We start from the raw sequence: 21,750 nt of genomic DNA on the forward strand, positions 1-21,750 counted from the left end.
GCAGTTTCATCCGCCGGCGCCGCATCATTCATCCGGAATTCACCGGATAGGCGTGCGGGGTTCAGCAAAATCGCTTGACGCGTTAAAGGGTAAAGGGCAAGGGTAGCAGGGCCCAAAACTGGCCCCGGCGCCGCCCTGGCCGGGTCAGTGGGCGGGGCGCAAGCGCCTTTCCTCAGTTCTGCTGGAGATCGGGTGCCGGCGCGGCGTCGATCATCGCGGCGGCCTTCTGCTCAAGCGCAGCAACCGTCACGTCAGGCAGCGCAATCAGTCCGTCCAGTTCGCGGCGCGCGCGCCGGTACGCGGTTTGCCGTTCCGCCGGTGTGGCAGCAGCATCCGACGCGATCCGCAGCAGCTTCCGGGCCGTCGCGAGGCGCTGCCGCTCGGGTCCGGTGAAGTTGCTGTCCTTGATCCGCAGGGCCTCACGCTCGGCGACGTCGAAGGCGAGGGCGAAGCCGTGTACGGCTTCGCGGTACTCAGCTAACCGCGACAGCGTTGTGATGTCCTCCGGGGCTTCGGGTCGCATGGCGTCGGCCGTCCGTTTGGCGCGCAGGAACGCTACCGTTAGCGGTTCGCGGACGTCGGTCATGGCCGGAAAGTCGATGAGCTTGCCCACGTCGAGTTCATAGTCGAGCCACCGCCGGTTGACGGCGTTGTGGCTTTCCACCAGGTTCCAGGCCTCGGACCGGCTGGCCTGTTCCGCCTCCGCGGCCTGGTTGCGAAGCGTATAGAGCTCAACCCGCCGCTTGTGCCGGCGTTCACTGGCTTGGGACCAGGAACGTGCCCAACCGCCGAACACTCCGCTGAGCGGGAAGACCAGCCACCAATAGTGGCCAATAAAATCCAGGACGGGCTGCACCAGAGGTTCCTCCCACCCGGCGCGGGCAGGCTAAAAGGTCCGCTGCGCCGCTCAGTCCTTGTGCTTAACCTTGTGGACCCGGGTAACGATGGTCGGGCACGGCAAGCTGAGGAGGACGGCGTGGGCTGTGGAGCCGAGCAGCATCCGGGAAAAGCCCCCGTGGCCGCGGCTGCCAACCACGAGGAGCCGTGCGTCCCTGGCGGCTTCGACCAGGGCTTTGGCGGGTTCGGTGTCGGTCTCCAGGCGCTGGTGGACAATCAGGTCCGGATACTTATCGCCCAGCCCTGCGACGGATTCCGCCAGGACGACCCGGTCCTCCTCAAGGATGGATTCCGCGAGCCCGCTCTCCGGCAGCTGGGTTTCGATCCAGCGCGCCGGCCTGCGGAAGGCGAAGACGACTGTCAACTCGTCACTGCCGCGGTCTGCCTCCGCGGCCGCGAAGTTCACGGCCTGGAGGGATTCTTCGGAACCGTCCACTCCCACCACAACGCCGTGGTTCCCCGCGCCGGCCTTGAGCGGAATGACAGCTGCGGAAGCTTCGGAGGCGGAGACGATCTGCAGGGCACGATCCGACATGGGGCCGCCGTCCAACCAGTGTTTGTCGTGCTCGCCCACGACCACCAACGATGCTTCCTTGGCGGCGTCCCGCAGCACCGAGCTGCCGCTGCCGTGACCGAGTTCGACGTCGACCTTGACACTGGGGGCCTGTCCGCTGGCGCTGGCCTTCGCCTCCTGGAGCAGTTCCGTGCCGGCCTGCCTGATGAGTTCGTGGTACTGGAAATCCGGGGTCATCCAGCGGTCATCCACGGCGTGGATCACCGTGACGGGAAGCTTGTCGCGGGCCGCGCGTTCGAGGGCCCATGCCAGCGCGGCCTTGCTTCCGGCTGATCCGTTGATACCGACGACGATTGGCTTTTTCATTCTGAATCGTGCTCTTTTCCGTAGCGGGGTCTGTCCTGCTTCGCGTGATCCGGGCGGCAGTACCGGGAGTCCGCCGACACCTTATTCTCCGCCGGGGCTGCTCCGCCGGTTAGGGGCTTAAGCCCCGCGCACCGGTGCCTCATCCGCGCCGGGACGTGAAACGGGCCCGGACTAGAAGCCGGTCGGCTCAGTTGCAAATTCCGGTTCCCGCGGCGGAGCCTCATGGTGAATCGGTCGCAGCGGGCGGGTGTGCTCGAACCAGACCAGCGCGTCGTAGCGCTCACCCATCCGGGTCGGAACGTAATTCCCCAGCTCCCGCTCAGGGTGGTAGAGGACACCTATCGCCCGGTGGCCAAGCCAGCTCGAGAGCCAAGGCCCGTTCCTGTCGGCATTGAACTCCAGCACCGCTGCCGCCCCCAGTGCCTCGTGCAGGAAATCCTCGTGGCTGCCCGGGCGCGCGGCCGGAACCGGCAAGACCAGCTCGTGGCTGCCCCAGGCGTCCGCCGCGATTACCCCGCCCCGGTGGCAGGCGAGGCCCACCAGCAGCACGCCCTCGGCAGCGTGCCGTTCGCGCAGCAATTGCCCCACGTTCACCAGCCCGTCCTGCGTCATATCCGTAGCCCGGGCATCCCCCACATGGGTGTTGTGCGCCCAAATGAGTCCCTTCGAGTCGGCACCCAGGTGTTTGCTGAGCCGGTCGATGGTATCGGCCATGTGGTGGTCCCGGATGTTCCAGGACTGGCGGTCACCGCGGACCATGATCCGGTAATAGTGCTCGGCGTTGGCTGCCACCTCGGCGTTCTGCACCGCGTCGAACGCTCCTTCGTCGTGCCCGCCCGGGCCGGACACCCTGCTTCTGACCTCGGTGAGGAGGGCGATGACGTCAGCCTCGCAGGACTGCGGGACCAGCCTCGTGCTCCAGGCGTACCTTTGCGGGTCTTCGTGGTGGGGCACGAAGCACTGCCAGGCTCGCAGGGCCGCGGGTACCGCGCCGGGCTCGTTGTCCCGAAGCCAACTGATGATTTCTCGGAGCGAATCCCAGAGCGAGTACACGTCGAGCCCGTAGAAACCGACCCGCCGGCTCATCGGACGGCGGATATTCCAGCTTCGGAGCCAGTCCAGGAAGGCCGCAACTTCCTCGTTCGCCCACAGCCAGGTGGGCCAGCGTCCAAATCCCGCGAGCAGGGCATGGACCCCCTGGTCCTCCCCGGTCTCGCCGCGCACCCAGCGATTGATCCGCCAGCAATCGGGCCAATCCCCCTCGACACCGATCCAGTTATAGCCCTCCTCTTCGATCAGGCGCCTGCTGAGGGTGTCGCGCCAGGTATAGAACTCGTGTGTTCCGTGGGACGCTTCGCCAATCGCGACGAACCGGCAGTCCCCGGCCCGCCGGACGAGCCCGTTGAGGTCCCGGTCGGTCGTCAAGGGCCGGGCCAGCGAGTGTATTTCGGCCAATACCGCGGATTTCGCGGTGCCCGAGGTCACCAGGGCTCCTCAACGGAGATCGTTTCGAGGTGCTCGGGAACCCGGGCCCGCCAGCCGAGTTCACGCTTGATCCGCAGGCGCAGGGCATCGGAGGCGTCCGGCTCTCCGTGGGTGATGTAAGTCATCCGTGGTGCTGTTTCGGCGGCCTTCATCCACGCGATGATGCCGTCGGCGTCCGCGTGCGCAGAGAGGCTTTCCATTTGGATCACTTCAGCGCGGACCACGATGTCCTCACCATAAACGCGGAGCTCGCGCCCGCCGGCCGCGAGGGCGGCGCCACGGGTGCCGCCGGCCTGGTATCCGCTGAGGATCACAGCGTTCTTCGGATCCGGCCCGTAGGCGGCGAGATGGTGCAGGATCCTTCCGCCGGTGAGCATTCCGCTGGCGGAGATGATGATCATGGGGCCGCCGCGGAGGTTCAGCAGCTTGGATTCATCAACGGAGCGGGTGAGCCGGGCGATTTTGTACATGTTCCGGTATTCCTGCTCGCCAAGCCGGTGCTCTTCGGGGTGGCGCTGATACATCCCGGAGGCATCGATCGCCATTGGGCTGTTCAGGTACACGGGGATGTCCGGGATCAGGTTCTTGCTGCGGAGCCGGGACAGGTGCAGCATCAACGTCTCGGCCCGGCCGACGGCGAACGCCGCGACCAGCACCACGCCGCCGCGCTTCGCGACCCGGTTAATAATGTCCGCCAGTTGCTTCTCCGGAGCCACGGTGGAGTGCTTCCGGTTCCCGTAGGTCGATTCAGTGACCAGTACGTCGGTCGCTGGCAGGGGCCGTGGCGGGAACATCAGCGGGTCATCAGACCGTCCCAGGTCCCCGGTGAAGTGCACCGACCGGGAGCCCATCCGCACGTGGACCTGCGCGGCGCCGAGGATATGGCCCGCCGGCAGGAGCGTCAGCACCATCCCGCCGCCGAGGTCCAGTGGATCGTCAAAAGCACGGACAGTGAAACTGTTGAGCGAAGCGACGGCGTCAGCTGCGGTGTAGAGCGGCAGCGCCGGGTTGTGCCCGGCCGATCCCCTGTGGGTGGCGTACCGGGCTTCCTCCTCCTGCAGGTAGCCGCTGTCGGGAAGGAGCAGCTTGCACAGGTCGGTGGTGCCTTCAGTGGCGATCACCGGACCGGCGAATCCATTGCGCACCAGGACGGGAACGTAACCGGTGTGGTCCAGATGCGCATGGGTCAGGACGACGGCGTCGATTGATTCCGGCGGGACCGGAAACGGTGTCCGGTTGCGTTCTCGGCTGCGTTTGTAGCCCTGGAAGAGTCCGCAGTCCACCAGGACCAGTTTACCGCCGGCTTCCAGCAGGTAGCGGGAACCTGTGACGGTATCCGTGGCTCCGAGGAAGCGGAGGGTTGGCTGCTGGTGCGTCATGGTGTTCCCGTTCCCGCCTGGAATGACCGGCATCAACACGACGGGGCGGCGCTGACCCGCGCAAGCGATGTAGCCTCAGCTTCCGCCCGCACCGCGGCCGGCCATAGGGCCAAAAGTCACGGGCGCGGCAGCCGCACCGCGCAGGCACCGGTAGGATTTTTTGGGCGGGCCTCCTGGCGCGCGAACACCTGTGGATTGCAGTGGCAAGGACTGATCATGAAAAAGACATCGACGTCGAGCTCGTCCACCGGCCCAGCTTCGGCGGATACTGCCCGGGAACATGGGCAGCCGTGGAGCGAACGCCCCTGGACCCGCGCGTACGGGCCGGGCGTACCGTCCCGCCTGGCGCTCCCGAAAGGCTCGCTCGTCGACCTCCTGGACAAGTCGGTGCGGCGTTATGGGTCGAAGACCGCGCTGGAGTTTTTCGGCGCCCGCACCAGCTACCGCGAGCTCGGCACGCTGATCAGCCGGGCCGCCGCCGGTCTGGAGAAGCTCGGCGTCAAGGCCGGCGACCGGGTCGCCCTCGTGCTGCCAAACTGCCCGCAGCACATCATTGCCTTCCATGCCGTGCTGCGCCTGGGCGCCGTTGTGGTCGAGCACAATCCGCTGTACACGGACCGGGAGCTGCGCCACCAGTTCGAGGATCACGGGGCCGTCGTCGCAATTGTTTGGGATAAAGCGGTGGAACGGGTCCGCCAGTTGCCGGCCGACGTTGGGCTGCGCAGCATCGTCTCGGTGGAACTCATTCCGGCGATGCCGCTGCTGCAGCGGCTGGCGCTGAGGCTTCCGGTTCCGGCGGCCCGTAAGGCCCGCGCCGCCCTCTCCGTGGGCAGCAAGCAGCCGAAGGCCCGGCCCGTAGCCGCCCCGCGAACGGTACTGCCGTGGCGGGACCTCCTCGACGCCGGCAGACTCAAAAAGAATCATCCGCGCCCCGCACCCCGGGACGTCGCGGTCCTTCAGTACACCTCCGGCACCACGGGGTTGCCCAAAGCGGCCATGCTCAGCCACGCCAATCTGCAAGCCAATGCCGCCCAGGGCAGGGCCTGGGTGCCCGGGCTCAAGGACGGCCGGGAGACCGTGTACGCGGTGCTGCCGATGTTCCATGCCTACGGGCTGACGCTCTGCATGACGTTTGCCTTGAGTATCGGCGCGAAACTGGTCCTGTTCCCTAAATTCGACGTCGATCTGGTGTTCAAGGCGCTCAAGAAGTCCCCTGCGACTTTCCTGCCGGCCGTGCCGCCGATCTACGACCGGATCGCTGCGGCCGCGGCGGAACGCGGCGTTGGGCTGGGAAGCATCCGCTTTGCCATCTCCGGCGCGATGAACCTGCCTACGGCGACCGTGGAGACCTGGGAAAAAGCGACCGGCGGCTACCTGATCGAGGGCTACGGACTCACCGAAACGTCTCCGATCGCGATTGGCAACCCTTTCGGCGCCAGCCGAAAGCCGGGCACCGTCGGGGTACCCTTCCCGTTGACCGACATCCGGGTGGTGGATCCCAGGAACGTCGCGCTGGACCGTGCGGCGGGCGAGGAGGGTGAACTGCTGATCCGCGGTCCGCAGGTATTCGCCGGCTATTGGAACCGGCCGGTGGAGACCGAGGAGGCCCTGCTCGACGGCGGTTGGTTCCGTACCGGAGACATCGTCTCCGTGGACGAGGACTACTTCGTGACCATTCGTGACCGGATCAAGGAACTCATCATCACCGGGGGCTTTAATGTCTCGCCCAGCGAAGTTGAAGACGTCATGGCCACGTTCCCGGGGGTTGCCGAAGTCTGCGTCGTCGGACTGCCCCGCGCCGGCGGCGGCGAGGACGTGGTCGCCGCAGTCGTGCCGGCCGCCGGCACCAGCATTAACACCGACTCGCTCCTGGTCTTTGCCCGGAAACACCTGACCGCCTACAAGGTACCCCGCCGGGTGGTGGTCCTTGAGACGCTCCCCCGCTCGCTGATCGGCAAGGTCCTGCGCCGCGAGATCCGGGACACCCTCGCGGCAGTGCGCTGAGGCGAAGGATTACTGCCGGCCGCCGGCCGCACCAGGATTGAGACGCGCGATAGCCGCCGACAGGACGGCGGCGAACCCACACCACAACGCGTAGGGGGCCAGGGCCACGCCTGCACCGCGGTTCAATTGATATGTACGACGCACCAGATCGGCGCTGCTTGCGGTCAGCACAGCGCATTCCGCCGCTGCCAGCCACGGCCGGCGGGCACGCCAGAAAAGCCAACTCCATGTCGCGTTAAGAACCAAGTTGACTGCCAGGGCGCCCCGGTAGGCACGGGTCTCCGCCGCTGCGATGCTGCCGTCTGGCGGATCCTCCGCCTCGCCGCTGTCCAGGGCGGCGGCGGAACTGACCGCGAGATCCGCATAGAGGGCAGTCCAGACCACTGGAAAGGCTATAACCGGCGGCTGCCAGCCCGGTTTCCGCAGCCCCCGGTACCAGCGGCTGTCCGGATCGGTGGCTAGGCCCCCGGCCGCTGCCGTGGCGGCGGTCGCTGCTGCGGTCCACACGGCTGTGCGCAGTTTCATGGCCCCTCATTGGGTGTTGTAATACCGGCACGGCCCGGGAGCAGGCGCTCGCTGATGAATTCGATGGTCCGGTCAAGGGCCGCCCTGGTCGGGTGGCCCGGGGTGTCCACCAGGTCCACGGTCAGCACACAATGTGCGGACTGGGCGATTCCGAGCGGGTTGCCCGGCGAGGAATCGATTTCTATCCCTTCGAAGCTCCCGCCGAATTCGCGCCGCATGGTTTCGAATCGCTCTGCCGGGCACGCCCGGTCGTTGCTGAACCGCAATCCGAGGAGCCGCAGCCCCTGGCTGGTCCGGTCCTTCACCCGGTCCAGTTCGACGTCGTCCAAACCTACAGCGGCCCGCCGCCGTGCCGTCAGGCCCGCGGGCAGCGCTGGCTGGCTCATAACAGGGGCGAGGACTGCGGGTTCCAGGGCCATGGCCAGCGCGAAGCTTCCGGTCATGCACATGCCGATCGCCCCGACGCCGGGACCCCCGCACTCCTGATGGGCGGTAGCGGCAAGGGCGCACAGCCAACCTGTGGCGGGACTGCTCCGGTTCGCCAGGACGGCGAATTCGCGCGAGACGCATACTTTCGCTATTGACTTCACAATTCCCTCACCCGCTTTTCCGCCGGGACGCCCAAACATGGAAGGAAGATAGACCGTGAATCCGCTCTCGATCAGCCTGCGCGCCAGGTCCAACACGCCCGGGTGGATCCCGGGGACCTCGTGGATCAGGACCACCGCCGGGCCCGCTCCCGCCCGGAACACCTGGTGGTGGATGCCGCCGTGGCTGAAGGTCGACTCGGTGAAGCCCGCCAGCGTTACCTTTTGCTCCGGCATCTAAGACCCTTTCGGATTCGGGCCGGCTCTCCCTGATTCACTTTGGCCGCACCGCCTACCGCACATGCTACGTAACCGCGGCGCCGCCGTCGACGGTGAATTCCTTCCGGCGCTCCGGGCCAACTACTAGGCCCGTCTCAGGACAAAAAGGTAGTCTGCTTGGTATCAGTGAAGCGCAGCCTAAACAGGCGGTGGTTGCAGAAGGGAAGTTCACGTGACCAGCAAGAACCCCCAGGTCGAGGAATACGACGACAAGGACCTCGTGGTCGGAGACGGTCCAAAGGACTGGGCCGCCGGCATCCCCGGAGTGATGCACTCCATGGTGCCTGCCATCGAGCACATGGGTGTGAACCGGACGCGCAAGACCGTTCTGGCGATGAATCAGAAGAAGGGTTTCGACTGCCCGAGCTGCGCGTGGCCGGACCCGAAGCACCGCAAGACCTTCGAGTTTTGTGAAAACGGCGCAAAGGCTGTCACCTGGGAGGCGACTCCGGTGGTCATTGGCAGTGAGTTCTGGGCGGAGCATTCCGTCAGCGAACTGCGGACCCGCTCCGAATACTGGCTGGGAATGCAGGGCCGGCTTACCGAGCCCGTCCACAAACCGGCCGGCGAGGACCACTACAAGCCGGTGAGCTGGCCGGAGGCGATCCGGATCGTCGCGGACAAGCTCAAGGGCCTGGACTCACCCGACGAGGCAGCGTTTTACACCAGCGGCCGCACGTCCAATGAAGCCGCCTTCCTCTACCAGTTGATGGTCCGCGGCTATGGCACGAACAACCTGCCGGACTGTTCCAACATGTGCCACGAGTCCTCGGGCTGGGCCATGGGCCAGACCATCGGCATTGGCAAGGCAACCGTCAGTTTCGACGACTACGCCAATGCCGACCTGATCATCATCATGGGCCAGAACCCGGGCACCAATCACCCGCGGATGCTTACCGAGCTGGAAGCCTGCAAGGAAAACGGCGGCGAAATCGTTGCTGTCAATCCCCTGCCGGAGGCCGGGCTGCGCCGCTACAAGAACCCGCAGAAGGTCAAAGGCATCGTTGGCCGCGGCACGGAAATCGCTGACCAGTTCCTGCACATCCGCATCGGCGGTGACATGGCGCTGCTGCAGGCAATCTCCAAACGTGTGCTCGACGCTGAGGCACAAAACCCCGGCACCGTGCTGGACCACGAGTTCCTGGCCGCGCACTGCGAAGGACTCGATGAGCTCAAGGAACACCTCAGCTACCTAGACGAGGAAGCGGTCCTGGCTGCGACCGGCCTGCGAACCGAAGAAATTGACGAACTCGCGTCGCGCTACCTGAAAGCCGAGAAAGTCATTATCACCTGGGCCATGGGCATCACGCAGCAGAAGAAGGGCGTGGCAACCATTAAGGAGATCATCAACCTGCTGCTGTTGCGTGGAAACATGGGCAAGCCCGGCGCCGGAGCCTCCCCTATCCGGGGGCACAGCAACGTCCAGGGCGACCGCACCATGGGTATCTGGGAGCAGATGCCGCAGTCCTTTATGGACGCCCTCGGCGATGAGTTCGGCTTCGAACCGCCCCGGGAACACGGTGTGGACGCCGTGGAAACCATCAACAAAATGCGCGATGGAGGGATCAGGTTCTTTATGGCTCTCGGCGGAAACTTTGTAGGCGCCATGGCAGACACCAACGCCACCGAAGCGGCCATGGCGGGAACTGAGCTTTCCGTGCAGGTATCCACGAAACTCAACCGCTCCCACGCTGTGACAGGCGCGGAGGCACTGATCCTGCCCACGATGGGCCGGACGGAGATTGACATCCAGGAGTCCGGACCGCAGTTCGTCTCCGTGGAGGATACCGTCTGCGCCGTGCACCCTTCCTGGGGAAGCGTTGAACCGGTCTCGCACCACTTGCTGTCCGAGACGGCGATTGTCAGCCGGCTCGGCAAAGCGCTGGTTGGGGACCGGATCAAGGCCGACTGGGACGGCTTCGAGAAGAACTACGACCTGGTCCGTGACCACATTTCGCAGGTCGTGGGCGGTTGCGAGGACTACAACACCAGGATCAGGCAGGAAGGTGGCTTCATTCTCGAGAACGGACCGCGGGATTCCCGGACGTTCCCCACCCCGACCGGCAAAGCTGTGCTGACTGTCAACGATCTGGAGCACGTGCAGAAGCCGGAGGGAACCCTGATCCTGCAGACCATGCGCTCCCATGACCAGTTCAACACCACCATCTACGGGCACAATGACCGCTACCGGGGTATCAAGAAGGGCCGCGATGTGGTCTTCGTGAACCCGGACGACATCGTGGAGCTGGGCCTTGCCGACGGAATGTTGGTTGACATCCGGGGCGAGTACCGGGATGGCGTGGAGCGTATTATCCGGAAGTTCCGCGTGGTGTCCTACCCGACCGCACGGGGCTGCGCCGCCGCCTACTACCCGGAGGCCAACGTGCTGGTGCCCCTGGACCATACGGCCGACGGCAGCAACACGCCGGTGTCCAAGGCCGTTATCGTCAGGCTTGAGCCCAGCCCGGACCAGGCAGCGAACAGTTCGAGCTCGCCGGCATCCGGCGCGGCGCAGCTGCGGTAGAAGGCTTTCCCGCGGGACATGCCCAGCCCTGACCGGGCCCACTGGACATCATGGAACAATGTCCAGTCTCCGGAACCAGGGGTGGGCATGTCCCGCGGGTTTGCCCGCAGCTCCCACGGGGTTTGCAGCCGCTCCCGTGTTGGCTTGCCGGCTGCTGCGGCTATTGTGCCCGCTTCGCCCAGCCCTCTTCGTCGGGTCCGCCCGACTCGCCATGCTCACAGAGCTCAAGAACCTTGTTGGCGGCGGCGTGGACGGCCTCATCGGTCCCCTTGCGGCCCTCGGTCGAAGCGGTTCCCGCGGCGAATCCGACGATGAATGCGCTGACGGCATCGGCGTGCGGCCCCACGGCTTTGAGTGACTCGTCTGCGACTTGAACGATTTTCTCGTGGTCTACTTCCAGGTCAAGAATCTGCAGCGCCTGAATCAGGCGGGCACTCCAATGCCGCAGTGAGCTGTCTTCGTCCCGGGTCAAAGTCATGTATGGCTCCTCGTCGTAGCGGTAGGTGGGTGATTATCTACCCCCACTAGGGTTAGCACCGACCCCGGTGTTTCGCAACGCGAGACAGTCAAACCCGGCGGGGAAGCTTCAGCTCCACAGTGCGACGTGAAACTTCGGTCCCCGGCGTTCCAAGCCCCTCGAACCGCCGGGGGCCGTCATCGCAGCAGTCGCATCCGCGGTTCCGGCGAAGCGCTGCAGCGTCTGCGCCATGGTGGTGGTCCGGCGGTGGTCCAGGGTGCTCGCCCACCACAGTCCGGTGACCGGTGTCCCGACGACGGGTACCCGGGCGAGTGAGCCGCCCTGGAGTTCGGTTCGGACATTGTTGCCGAGCGCCAGCATGATGCCCTCCCCCGCCCGCACCGCTGCCAGGGCCTCCGTCTCGCTGCTGAGCCGGATGATCTCCGGCGCCACTCCCAGCGTGGCCAGCCAACGGCCCTCCTCCGAGCTGTTTTGGATCCCCGCCGGACCGGCGAACCAGGGCCGGTCCAGCAACCGGGCCGCCGTAACCGGTCCGTGCAGCCGGGCCAGCGGATGTACCGCCGCCGCTACCAAAACACGCTGGTAGCGCAGGAACGCAACGCACTCCATTCCCGCTCCGATGCCGACGGTGCCGGCCGGAGACCTCGGCCGGGCGCCGAGGGCGATGTCGTACGCGCGCTCCTGCAGCAGCGAGGCCAGATCGTCGGCGGACTCGACCACTACGTCCACCGCAGCTCCGGGGACACGCTGGGTGAAGAGATCCAGCAACCGACCGGCAGCGTGTTCGGCAAAGGGAGCGGTCGATGCAATCCTCAGCCGTCCGGCGTCGTTCTTGGCGTTCGCCACCTGCCAGCGCGCTTGGTCTGCCATGCCGACTATGTCCTGGGCGTAGTCCGCCAGGGCGCGGCCCCCCGGCGTGAGCGCGATGCCCCCTCCGGCACGCACAAAGAGCGGGTCGCCAAGGTCCAGCCGGAGCGCCGCCAGGGCCGCGGAAACTGCCGGTTCACTGACTCCGAGGGTTTCCGCGGCAGCGTGCAGCGACCCCAGGCGGGCGACCAGGGCGAACGTGCGGAGCTGGCTTAATGTCATGGCCACAGCGTCATAACCTTTCGCTTATGACGATATTGACACTGCGTATCAGGTGAGGCAAGACTTGCCCCAAATCGGTGCTGCGCGACGTTGCCAGCGCCCCGGGGTGAGGTGGGAACAATGCAGATTCCGGCTCCTTTTGACTACGTGCGGGCCACTTCCGTGGACAACGCCCTGGAGCTCCTCTCCCGCCACGGGCCGGAGTCGCGGGTCATCGCCGGGGGGCACAGCCTCCTGCCGATGATGAAGCTCCGGCTCTCCCGGCCCGAATGGCTGATCGACATCAACGACCTTTACGAGCTCGACTTCGTCCTTCGTGACGGCGACACGCTTCGTATCGGCGCCCTGACGCGCCACTCGACCCTGCTGGAATCTGACGAGATCGCGGCGCTCTTCCCGATCGTCCGCGACGCCGAAGCGGTGATCGCCGATCCGGTCGTGCGCAACAGAGGAACCATCGGCGGATCGCTCTGCCAGGCCGATCCGGCCGAGGACCTGTCCACGGTCTGCGACGTGCTGGGTGCCGAAGCCGTGATCCGGGGACCCGCCGGCGAGCGCGTCCTGGCCATTGCCGACTTCCACCGAGGGCCCTATGAGACGGCGGTGGGCCAGGACGAACTGCTGTGCGAGCTCCGCTTCCCCATCCGCCCCCGCGCGGGCAGCGCCTACGAAAAGGTCGAACGACGAGTGGGCGACTGGGCTGTCGGCGCCGCCGGCGCGTCCGTGACGCTCGCAGCAGATGGCACTATTACTGATGCCGCCGTCGGGCTCACCGCCCTCGGCCTCGACCACACTGTCGCCGGGGCAACCGAACTGCTCCGCGGCCAGCAGCCACGGGAGGAACTGTTCGTGGCGGCCGGACGGATCGCCGCGGAAGCCTGCGACCCGGTGGCCGACCAGCGCGGCCCGATTGACTACAAACGGCACCTCGCCGACGAACTCACCCGGCGGGTACTGCGGCAGGCCTGTGCCCGCGCCGCCCAGACACAGGAAGGCTGAAGCGGATGCAAATCAGCATGACCGTCAACGGCAACGAAGTCACCAACGACATTGAGCCCCGTGTGCTCCTGGTCCACTACATCCGCGAGGTCCTGGGCCTGACCGGCACCCATTGGGGATGCGACACCAGCAACTGCGGCACCTGCGTGGTCCTGATGGACGGCCAGCCGGTGAAGTCCTGCACGGTCCTCGCGGCGATGGCGGCAGGACACGACATCCGCACCGTCGAAGGGCTCGCCAGCGGCGCAACCCTTGACCCTGTCCAGCAGGGCTTTATGGAGGAACACGGGCTGCAGTGCGGCTTCTGCACTCCCGGCATGATGCTGACCGCCCGTGCCCTGCTGGACAAGAACCCGCACCCGGACAGCACCGAGATCAGGCAGGCCATTTCGGGCCAGATCTGCCGGTGCACCGGCTACGCCACGATCGTCCGGTCGGTGCAGTGGGCAGCCTCCCACCCGGCGGGCGCCGACAGCGACGCCACGGTCGACGAGGTCATCGACGGAACCGACACCGTGGTTGAGGACATCGCAGCGCACACGGAAGACGCAGAGGTGAAGGCATGACAGTCATCCACGAACGGCCGTCCAATCCGGCGGCCGGTGACTCGGACCGCCCGATCGGCTACGGCCGTATCCAGCGCAAGGAGGACCCGCGCTTTGTGCGGGGCAAAGGCAACTACCTGGACGACATTGTCCTGCCCGGCATGCTGCATGGCGCCATCCTGCGCGCCCCCGTCGCGCACGCCCGGCTGGTCTCCATCGACACCACCAATGCCCTCGCCCACCCCAAGGTCCTCGCCGTCATTACCGGCAAGGACCTGCTTGGCCTCAAGCTCGCGTGGGCCCCCACGCTCTCGGCGGATGTCCAGGCAGTCCTGGTAACTGACAAGGTCCGCTTCCAGGGCCAGGAAGTCGCCTTCGTCGTGGCCGAGGACCGCTACGCAGCCCGCGACGCGCTCGAGCTGATTGACGTCGAATACGACGTCCTGCCCCCGGTCATCGACGCCCGGAAGGCCCTCGACGCCGGCGCCCCCGTGATCCGCGACGAGATCGAGGGCCGGACGGACAACCACATTTTCGACTGGGAAATGGGCGACAAAGCCGAAACCGAAGCCGTCTTCGCGAGCGCCGATGTCGTTGTCTCACAGGAGATCGTCTACCCGCGCGTGCACCCCGCCCCGATGGAGACGTGCGGCGCGATTGCCGACTTCGACGCCGTCGACGGCAAGCTGACCCTGTACGAAACCACGCAGGCCCCGCATGCCCACCGCACCCTGTTCGCGATCGTCGCCGGGATCCCCGAGCACAAGATCCGTGTGGTGTCCCCGGACATCGGCGGCGGCTTTGGCAACAAGGTCGGCATCTACCCCGGCTACATCCTCGCCGTCGTCGGCTCGATCGTCACCGGCCGCCCGGTGAAATGGGTGGAGGACCGCTCCGAGAACCTGATGTCCACCTCCTTCGCCCGCGACTACATCATGCAGGGCGAGATTGCGGCCACCAAGGAAGGCAAGATCCTCGCGGTGCGCACCAACGTCCTGGCCGACCACGGTGCGTTCAACGCCACTGCGCAGCCCACTAAGAACCCGGCCGGCTTCTTCTCCATCTTCACCGGAAGCTATGACTTGAAAGCCGCGTACTGCTCCGTCACTGGCGTCTATACGAACAAGGCACCCGGCGGCGTCGCCTACGCCTGCTCGTTCCGCGTCACGGAGGCCGTTTACCTCGTCGAGCGGATGGTGGACATCCTGGCCCGCAAACTGGAAATGGACCCGGCGGAACTGCGGCTGAAGAACTTCATCAAGCCCGAACAGTTCCCTTACGCCAATAAGACCGGCTGGGTGTACGACTCCGGCAACTACGAGCCCGCGATGCGGCTCTCGATGCAGCTCGCCAGCTACGACGAACTGCGCCGCGAGCAGCAGGAGAAGCGCGCCCGGGGCGAACTGATGGGGATCGGCATCTCCTTCTTCACCGAGACCGTTGGTGCCGGCCCCCGCAAGCACTTCGACATTGTGGGCCTCGGCATGGCCGACGGTGCCGAACTGCGGGTCCATCCCACCGGCAAGGCAGTGGTCCGCCTCTCGGTGCAAAGCCAGGGCCAAGGCCACGAAACGACGTTCGCGCAGATCGTCGCCGAAGAACTGGGCATCCCGCCGGAAGACATCGACGTCGTCCACGGCGACACCGACCAGACGCCGTTCGGCCTCGGCACCTACGGGAGCCGCTCGACGCCGGTGAGCGGCGGCGCCGTCGCCCTCGTCGCCCGCAAGGTGCGGGAGAAGGCGAAGCTGATCGCCGCAGCCATGCTGGAGACCCGGCCCGAGGACCTCGAATGGGAGAAAGGCCGCTGGTTCGTCAAAGGAGATCCCAGCGCCGGGAAGACCATCCCGGAAATCGCCATGGCTGCCCATGGCACCATGACGCTGCCCGAGGGTGTTGATGGCAACCTCGACGCCGAGGTCACCTACGACCCGCCGAACCTCACGTTCCCGTTCGGAGCCTACATCTGCGTGGTCGACATCGATCCGGGCACCGGGCACGTCAAGGTCCGTCGCTTCATCGCCGTCGACGACTGCGGCACCCGGATCAACCCGATGATCATCGAGGGCCAGGTCCACGGCGGGCTGACCGACGGCGTCGGGATGGCCCTGATGGAGATCATCGAGTTCGACGCCGACGGCAACTGCCTGGGTGGATCGTTTATGGACTACCTGATCCCCACCGCGATGGAGGTGCCGGACTGGGAGACCGGATTCACGGTCACGCCGTCCCCGCACCACCCCATTGGGGCGAAAGGCATCGGCGAGTCCGCCACCGTCGGCTCACCGCCGGCGATTGTGAATGCCGTCGTCGACGCACTGGCCCCCTACGGGGTGGTTCACATGGACATGCCCTGCACACCGGCCCGGGTCTGGGCCGCCATGCAGGGCCGGGCAAGGCCGCCGATCTGACATGGCACCGACTGGAGATTCCCTCGCGGCCCGGGCGAATGACCTCGCCTCCCGCCGTGAGCCGTTTGTGCACGCCACTGTGGTCCGGGCCCAGCACCCCACCAGCGCCCACGCCGGGGATACAGCCCTCATCCTGCCCGGCGGCGAGATCCAGGGCTTCGTCGGCGGGAGCTGCGTCGAGTCCTCGGTGCGGGAGTACAGCCTGCAGGTCCTGGCCTCGCAGGAACCCCTGCTGCTGCGCGTTGTCCCCGGCGAGCCGTCCCGCAGTGCTGAGGAGGGGGCTGTTGAGGTGTCCAACCCCTGCCTGAGCGGCGGGGCGATCGAGATCTTCCTTCAGCCGCGCATCCCGGCGCCCCGGGTTCTGGTGGTCGGTACAACGCCCGTGGCCCAGGCGCTCGAGAGCCTCGGCTCCGGCGTCGGAATGGCAGTGGAACTCACGGACGGCGAATCCGCGGCTCCGCGGGGAGACGACGCAGCGCTGATTGTGGCCTCCCACGGCAAGGCGGAGGAGGCCGCGCTTGAGTCCGCACTGCGTGCCGGGGTGCCGTATGTCGCGCTTGTGGCCAGTGGGACCCGGGGCGCAGCGGTACTGGAATCCCTTGACGTCGACCCGGCGCAGCGTTCGCGGGTGTTCACCCCGGCCGGCTTGCAGCTGGGGGCCCGCACTCCCGGCGAAATCGCGCTCTCGATCCTGGCGCAGCTCATCCAGGAGCGGTCGACATCACGGCAGCCGGCGACGGCAGACCCGGCGACGGCAGCGGAAGTTCCGCCCACCGCGATCGACCCGGTCTGCGGCATGTCCGTTGCGGCGGCCGACTCCTCGATCCACCTTGCGCACAACGGTGTGACCGTCTACTTCTGTTCACCCGGCTGCCGTGCCGCCTTCCGCAAAGATCCGGAGCACTATGACCTCACCCCCTGAACGTCCACCCGCACGGCACCGGACGGCGGGGCTGATCCTGGCGGCCGGAGCGTCGCGGCGCCTGGGCCGGGCCAAGCAGCTGCTTCCCTACGGGACGGGGGTGCTCCTCGACGCCGTGCTTGCTGTCGCCCGGGACTGCGGCCTTGAGCAGACCGTGCTGGTCCTGGGAGGCTCTGCCGGGGAGGTCCGGCGCACGGTCGACACCACAGGCTGCGAGATTGTGCTCAACCCGGACTTCGGGGCGGGCTGTTCCTCCTCGATCGCCGCCGGCATCGCTGCTCTCCACCCGGAAACGGGCGCCGTGCTCCTGCTGCTTGGTGACCAGCCGGGTGTCCGTTCCGTCGACGCCCGCGCCCTGCTGCGGCTCCTGGCCGCTGATACGGATCATGGTGGAAAAATGCCCCCGGCATCGCCGTCTGCCGCTACGACGACGGCGTCGGCCACCCCCTGGCGTTTACCCGTCGGATGCTCCCGGACCTGGCCGCCCTGCACGGCGACAAGGCAGTCTGGAAGCTGCTGGAGCAGCGGTCCGACGACGCGGTCGAACTTCGCGTTCCGGGACCCGTGCCGCTCGACGTCGACACCGACGAGGACTACCGGCGGGTCCTGGCCGGGCTGGAGGGCGAGCTGTGAACGCCGCTGCGCGCGCCGGCGCGGAGGAGGATATCCAGCGGCGGATCCCCGACGTTGCGTCCCTGGTCTCGGCGCTGGACAGCAGCGACTACCTGGCCGACGTCGGACTGGCCACCGCGCTGTTCCTGGCCGTCCGGCTGCCTCAGCCACTTCTCCTGGAGGGCGAAGCGGGCGTCGGCAAGACCGAGGTGGCGAAGACCCTTGCCGGACTGCTGGATACGCCGCTGTACCGGCTGCAGTGCTACGAGGGGATCGACGCCGGCGAGGCCCTCTACGAGTGGAACCACCAGCGGCAGCTCCTCGGCATCCGGCTTGCCGAAGTGCGGGATGCCTCCGTGACCGAGACCGACCTCTTCGGCCCGGAGTACCTGCTGCGCCGGCCGCTGCTGCAGGCGATCGAACATCCCGGACCGCGCCCGGCGGTGCTGCTGCTGGACGAGATCGACCGCGCCGACGCCGAATTCGAGGCCTTCACCTTCGAATTGCTCGCCGAAGCCGCCGTCACGATCCCGGAACTGGGCACCATCCGGGCCACCCATCCCCCGATCGTTATTCTGACTTCCAACCGGACACGGGACCTGCACGATGCCCTGACGCGGCGATGCCTGTACCACTGGATCGATTACCCCGGTCCGGAGCGGATCGCTGAAATTGTCCGCCGCCGTGTGCCTGCCAGCAGCGGCCCGCTCGCTTTGCAGGCCGCCGCCATGATCACCAGGCTACGCACGCTGGACCTCGCGAAACCGCCGGGGATCTCCGAGGCCATCGACTGGGTGTCCGCCCTCGCCGTGCTTGGCATCGAGCACATTGACTCGACGACAGCGGAACGAACCCTCGGGTCGATCGTCAAGAACCGCGACGACCTGGAACTGGTTGGCGCCCGGGGGGCCAACTGGCTTGTGGCCGGTGCAGGCGGGTGAGCGCGTTGACCGCCGGAACAGTCCAGGATACGGCCCCCGTGCCCCCCGCAGTGGAGGCGGCCGCCTTGTCCGCTGCGTTTGTCACCGCCCTGCGCAGGGCCGGGCTATCGTGCTCTCCGGACCGGGCAGTCCGGCTGGCCGAGGCTCTCCGCCTGGTCCCTCCGGCCGACGTCGAAACCCTCTATTGGGCATCCCGGGTGGTCTTGGTGTCAGCTCACGGACAGCTTCCCGCGTTCGATGCCGTCTTCGCTGCCGTATTCCGCGCCGGATTCGACCCCGCTGCACCGCCGCGCACCACCGCCCCGGCCGCCCCGCCGCCCGGCCCCCCGGAGCAGGCACGCACCAGGCCCTCCCCGGCCGAGGACCGTGCCCCGGGCAACGCGCCGGCCGACCCGCGGGCGACGCCGCCGGTTGCCGCCGCGGGACCGGACAGCGACGGGGACAACCACGCCCCGGAACGGGAAGCAGTCCTCGCCATGGCCTCCACCGATGAGCAGTTGCACGCGATGGCTTTCGCTCAGCTGACCGACGCGGAAGTCCTGGAAATCCGGCGGCTGGCGTCCGGGTTGCTGCTCGCCACCCCCACGAGATTGAGCCGCCGCACCCGCAAGTCCACCCACAGCAGCGCCCGGCTGGACGTCCGCGCCACGGTCCGCGCGTCGCGGCGCTCCGGCACCGACACGACGGGGCTGTTGTACGCACGGCGCCGTGAGCAGCGCCGGAAGCTCGTGATGCTGTGCGACGTCTCCGGTTCGATGGAACCGTACGCGCGGATCTTCATCTCACTGCTGCAGGGAGCCGTGGCAACAGCCGGCGCCGAGGCCTTCGGGTTTTCCACCCGGCTGACGCGTCTGACCCGGCAGCTGGCGCTACGCGACCCGGACGAGGCCCTGGCCCGCGCCGCGGAGGCCGCCCCGGACTGGGCCGGCGGCACCCGTATTGCCGACAGCATCAGGCACTTCGTTGATGACCACGGCCGCCGCGGGCTGGCACGGGGCGCGGTGGTGGTCATTTTCTCGGACGGCTGGGCGCAGGAGGACCCCGACAACGTCGCGGCGCAGATGGCACGGCTGCGGCGCCTGGCCCAACGGATTATCTGGGTCAATCCGCGCAAGGCAGCCCCGGAATACCAGCCGCTGGCGGGCGGCATGGCGGCCGCGCTGCCATACTGTGACGCCTTCGTCAGCGGACACAGCTACACGGCTTTGGCTGCGGTGGCGGCCGCAATCCGCGGCGACAGCCAGCCATCACTCAAGGGAAGAGGGAACTGATGCAAATAGACAGCACCTTTGCGGTCGTAGCACCGATCGGCACCGTCTGGGACACCATTATGGACTTTGAACGTGTGGCTGGCTGCGTCCCAGGCGCCAAAATCCTGAACAAACTCTCCGACGACGCCTACCAGGTGGGCATGGGCGTGAAACTGGGCCCGGTTAACATGCAGTACAAAGGCCTGCTCAACGTGATCGAGCGCAATGCCGGCGAACACCGTGCCGTACTCGGCGGAAAAGCCCAGGAAACCCGCGGCCAGGGCACCGCCGAAGCCACAGTGACGCTGCTTCTGACGGAAGAGGCAGGCGGCACAACCCGAGGGACAGTCAAGGCCGAGCTATCGCTTTCCGGCAAGGCCGCCGCGATGGGCAAGGGTGTGATCGGCAGCGTCACCGAACAGATGATGACCCTCTTCGCCAGCAATCTGCAGGCCATGATCGCCGCGCCCGCCGCGCCCGGCACCGTTCCGGCAGACGGGGTCCCCGGACCGGTGGCCGCCCCGGAAGCCGGGGCCGCAGCGGTGGCCCCGGCGCCGTCGTCGGAACTTCCGGGACTGCGGCCGGGCGCCGTGCCAGCAGCGGGCGCGCCTGCCCCGACAACCGCCCCGGCATCTGCCACCGCCGGCAGTTTGGACGCACTCAGCCTCGCCAAGGGCATTGCAACGGATCAGCTCTCCAGCCCTGTCAAGGTGCTGGCACTTGTAGCCGTGGTGGCGTGCATCTCCTACGTGGCCGGGCGGCTCTCGGCGTTCCGCCTGATCCGGGCGATTGGCAGGCTGAAGTCCGACCGTGCGTGATGTCCTGGCGGCCATGATGACGGGCTGGCGGAGGGGTGACACCGCCGGCCTCGCCACGGTGGTGGGCACGTTCGAGTCAGCCCCCCGCCTCCCTGGGGCGTCCATGCTTGTCACGGCTGAGGGGACGGCAGCCGGCTCGGTCTCCGGCGGCTGCGTCGAAGGTGCTGTGTACGAGCTGGCCACGCAGGTCAGGCAGGACGGCACTCCCGTCCTGGTGCGCTACGGGATCAGTGACGACGACGCGTTCGCCGTCGGTCTGAGCTGCGGCGGGATTATCGACATCTTCGTGGAGCCGGTTTCCCGGCAACGCTTCGCCGAACTCGACGCCGTCAGGCAGGACATCGACGACGGACGGCGCGTCGGGGTCGCGACAGTGATCGAACACCCGGACAGCAGCTGGCTGGGCCGGCACCTGATTGTGCGGTCCGACGGTTTCGAAGGCGACCTCGGGTCCGGGCGGGCAAATCATGCCGTGGGCGATGACACCCAGGGCCTGCTCGCCGCGGGACGCTCCGGCATCCTGAGCTACGGCCCCGATGGCGAGCGGCTGGACACCGGGATGCGGGTCTTCTTCGCGAGCTACGCGCCGCCGCCGCGAATGCTCATTTTCGGCGCGATCGATTTCGCTTCTGCGCTGGCCCGGTTGGGGACCTTTCTCGGCTACCGCGTCACGGTGTGCGATGCGAGGGCCATTTTCGTTACGCCCGCCCGCTTTCCCGACGCCGCAGAGGTCATCAACGCCTGGCCGCACCGCTACCTCGCCGAGCAGCTGGAACAGGACCTGGTGGATGAGCGCACCGTGATGTGCGTTCTGACCCACGATCCGAAGTTCGATATTCCACTGTTGGACGTTGCCCTGCGCGGCCGGCCCGTGGCTTTTATTGGTGCCATGGGTTCGCGCCGGACCCATGACCATCGGGTCGCGAGGCTGCGTGAGGCGGGAGTGGACGAGGAAGCGCTGGCGCGGCTGCACAGCCCCGTGGGACTCGACCTTGGCGCGCGGACTCCCGAGGAGACAGCGGTGTCCATCGCTGCCGAGTTCATTGCCAAGCAGTGGGGCGGCAGCGGGGCAGCACTTCGGCAACTCGAGGAACGCATTCACCACGAAGAGCAGCATTGACCGGG

Annotated in this window: 19 protein-coding genes and 1 pseudogene; 12 read left to right on the forward strand and 8 right to left on the reverse strand. The window is 67.0% G+C overall.

The genetic code is table 11. The annotated features are described in order from the left end of the window. Positions 1-172: 172 nt before the first annotated feature. From QMG72_RS03765 to QMG72_RS03780, 4 genes are all read right to left on the reverse strand, one after another. Positions 173-856, reverse strand: coding sequence for a hypothetical protein (locus QMG72_RS03765; protein ID WP_226773153.1), 684 nt, complete (start codon positions 854-856; stop codon positions 173-175). A 51-nt stretch (positions 857-907) separates the two neighbouring features. After that, positions 908-1,777 (reverse strand): universal stress protein, encoded by an 870-nt coding sequence (locus QMG72_RS03770; RefSeq protein WP_226773154.1) that lies wholly within the window; start codon positions 1,775-1,777, stop codon positions 908-910. A gap of 171 nt (positions 1,778-1,948) precedes the next feature. Next, entirely contained in the window at positions 1,949-3,262 is a 1,314-nt protein-coding gene (locus tag QMG72_RS03775; protein WP_283479691.1) for an erythromycin esterase family protein, read from the reverse strand. Beyond that, complete coding sequence (locus tag QMG72_RS03780; protein WP_226773156.1) at positions 3,259-4,641, reverse strand: MBL fold metallo-hydrolase RNA specificity domain-containing protein; 1,383 nt, start codon at positions 4,639-4,641, stop codon at positions 3,259-3,261. The genes QMG72_RS03775 and QMG72_RS03780 overlap by 4 nt, the downstream gene beginning before the upstream one ends. Before the next feature lie 216 nt (positions 4,642-4,857). On the opposite strand from QMG72_RS03780, the gene QMG72_RS03785 reads away from it, so the two are divergent. After that, positions 4,858-6,645 (forward strand): long-chain-fatty-acid--CoA ligase, encoded by a 1,788-nt coding sequence (locus tag QMG72_RS03785; protein ID WP_226773157.1) that lies wholly within the window; start codon positions 4,858-4,860, stop codon positions 6,643-6,645. A gap of 9 nt (positions 6,646-6,654) precedes the next feature. Here QMG72_RS03785 and QMG72_RS03790 read toward each other — a convergent pair whose 3' ends face one another. After that, positions 6,655-7,170, reverse strand: a complete 516-nt coding sequence (locus QMG72_RS03790) for a TspO/MBR family protein (protein ID WP_226773158.1) — start codon at positions 7,168-7,170, stop codon at positions 6,655-6,657. After that, the gene (locus QMG72_RS03795; RefSeq protein WP_226773159.1) at positions 7,167-7,994 is read right to left on the reverse strand and encodes a dienelactone hydrolase family protein; all 828 of its coding nucleotides are present in this window, start codon (positions 7,992-7,994) and stop codon (positions 7,167-7,169) included. The genes QMG72_RS03790 and QMG72_RS03795 overlap by 4 nt, the downstream gene beginning before the upstream one ends. 214 nt (positions 7,995-8,208) lie before the next feature. Between QMG72_RS03795 and QMG72_RS03800 the strand changes: the two genes are divergently transcribed. Further along, complete coding sequence (locus QMG72_RS03800) at positions 8,209-10,560, forward strand: FdhF/YdeP family oxidoreductase (RefSeq protein WP_283479692.1); 2,352 nt, start codon at positions 8,209-8,211, stop codon at positions 10,558-10,560. 160 nt (positions 10,561-10,720) lie between these two features. Here the strand turns inward: QMG72_RS03800 and QMG72_RS03805 are convergent, their stop codons facing one another. Continuing rightward, positions 10,721-11,038, reverse strand: coding sequence for a DUF6457 domain-containing protein (locus tag QMG72_RS03805; protein ID WP_226773161.1), 318 nt, complete (start codon positions 11,036-11,038; stop codon positions 10,721-10,723). Between the two features lie 108 nt (positions 11,039-11,146). Next, positions 11,147-12,127, reverse strand: a complete 981-nt coding sequence (locus QMG72_RS03810) for a LysR family transcriptional regulator (RefSeq protein ID WP_226773162.1) — start codon at positions 12,125-12,127, stop codon at positions 11,147-11,149. Positions 12,128-12,247: 120 nt separating this feature from the next. On the opposite strand from QMG72_RS03810, the gene QMG72_RS03815 reads away from it, so the two are divergent. The 10 genes and pseudogenes from QMG72_RS03815 (at position 12,248) to QMG72_RS03860 (ending at position 21,745) form a co-directional block, all read left to right on the forward strand. Next, positions 12,248-13,126 (forward strand): FAD binding domain-containing protein, encoded by an 879-nt coding sequence (locus QMG72_RS03815; RefSeq protein WP_226773163.1) that lies wholly within the window; start codon positions 12,248-12,250, stop codon positions 13,124-13,126. 5 nt (positions 13,127-13,131) lie between these two features. After that, on the forward strand, positions 13,132-13,692 hold the full coding sequence (locus QMG72_RS03820; RefSeq protein ID WP_282468151.1) for a (2Fe-2S)-binding protein: 561 nt from the start codon (positions 13,132-13,134) through the stop codon (positions 13,690-13,692). Next, positions 13,689-16,082, forward strand: coding sequence for an aerobic carbon-monoxide dehydrogenase large subunit (locus QMG72_RS03825; protein ID WP_283479693.1), 2,394 nt, complete (start codon positions 13,689-13,691; stop codon positions 16,080-16,082). The genes QMG72_RS03820 and QMG72_RS03825 overlap by 4 nt, the downstream gene beginning before the upstream one ends. A 1-nt stretch (position 16,083) precedes the next feature. Next, on the forward strand, positions 16,084-17,004 hold the full coding sequence (locus QMG72_RS03830; RefSeq protein WP_226773165.1) for an XdhC family protein: 921 nt from the start codon (positions 16,084-16,086) through the stop codon (positions 17,002-17,004). Next, positions 16,988-17,323: pseudogene (locus QMG72_RS17815) on the forward strand (nucleotidyltransferase family protein); the annotation flags it as partial. The gene QMG72_RS03830 and the pseudogene QMG72_RS17815, both read left to right, overlap by 17 nt. A 128-nt stretch (positions 17,324-17,451) precedes the next feature. After that, positions 17,452-17,637, forward strand: coding sequence for a hypothetical protein (locus QMG72_RS03840; protein WP_283479745.1), 186 nt, complete (start codon positions 17,452-17,454; stop codon positions 17,635-17,637). Next, positions 17,634-18,557, forward strand: coding sequence for an AAA family ATPase (locus QMG72_RS03845; protein WP_226773167.1), 924 nt, complete (start codon positions 17,634-17,636; stop codon positions 18,555-18,557). The genes QMG72_RS03840 and QMG72_RS03845 overlap by 4 nt, the downstream gene beginning before the upstream one ends. Positions 18,558-18,595: 38 nt before the next feature. Further along, on the forward strand, positions 18,596-19,828 hold the full coding sequence (locus tag QMG72_RS03850; RefSeq protein ID WP_282359968.1) for a vWA domain-containing protein: 1,233 nt from the start codon (positions 18,596-18,598) through the stop codon (positions 19,826-19,828). Further along, positions 19,828-20,625 carry an SRPBCC family protein gene (locus QMG72_RS03855; protein WP_226774356.1) on the forward strand — a complete coding sequence of 266 codons (798 nt, stop codon included), beginning with the start codon at positions 19,828-19,830 and terminating at the stop codon, positions 20,623-20,625. The genes QMG72_RS03850 and QMG72_RS03855 overlap by 1 nt, the downstream gene beginning before the upstream one ends. Continuing rightward, a complete protein-coding gene (locus tag QMG72_RS03860) occupies positions 20,618-21,745 on the forward strand; it encodes an XdhC family protein (RefSeq protein WP_226774355.1) in 1,128 nt (375 codons plus the stop codon). The genes QMG72_RS03855 and QMG72_RS03860 overlap by 8 nt, the downstream gene beginning before the upstream one ends. Positions 21,746-21,750 lie beyond the last annotated feature (5 nt).

The organism is Pseudarthrobacter sp. PH31-O2 (assembly GCF_030063265.1).
Classification (GTDB): Bacteria; Actinomycetota; Actinomycetes; order Actinomycetales; family Micrococcaceae; genus Arthrobacter.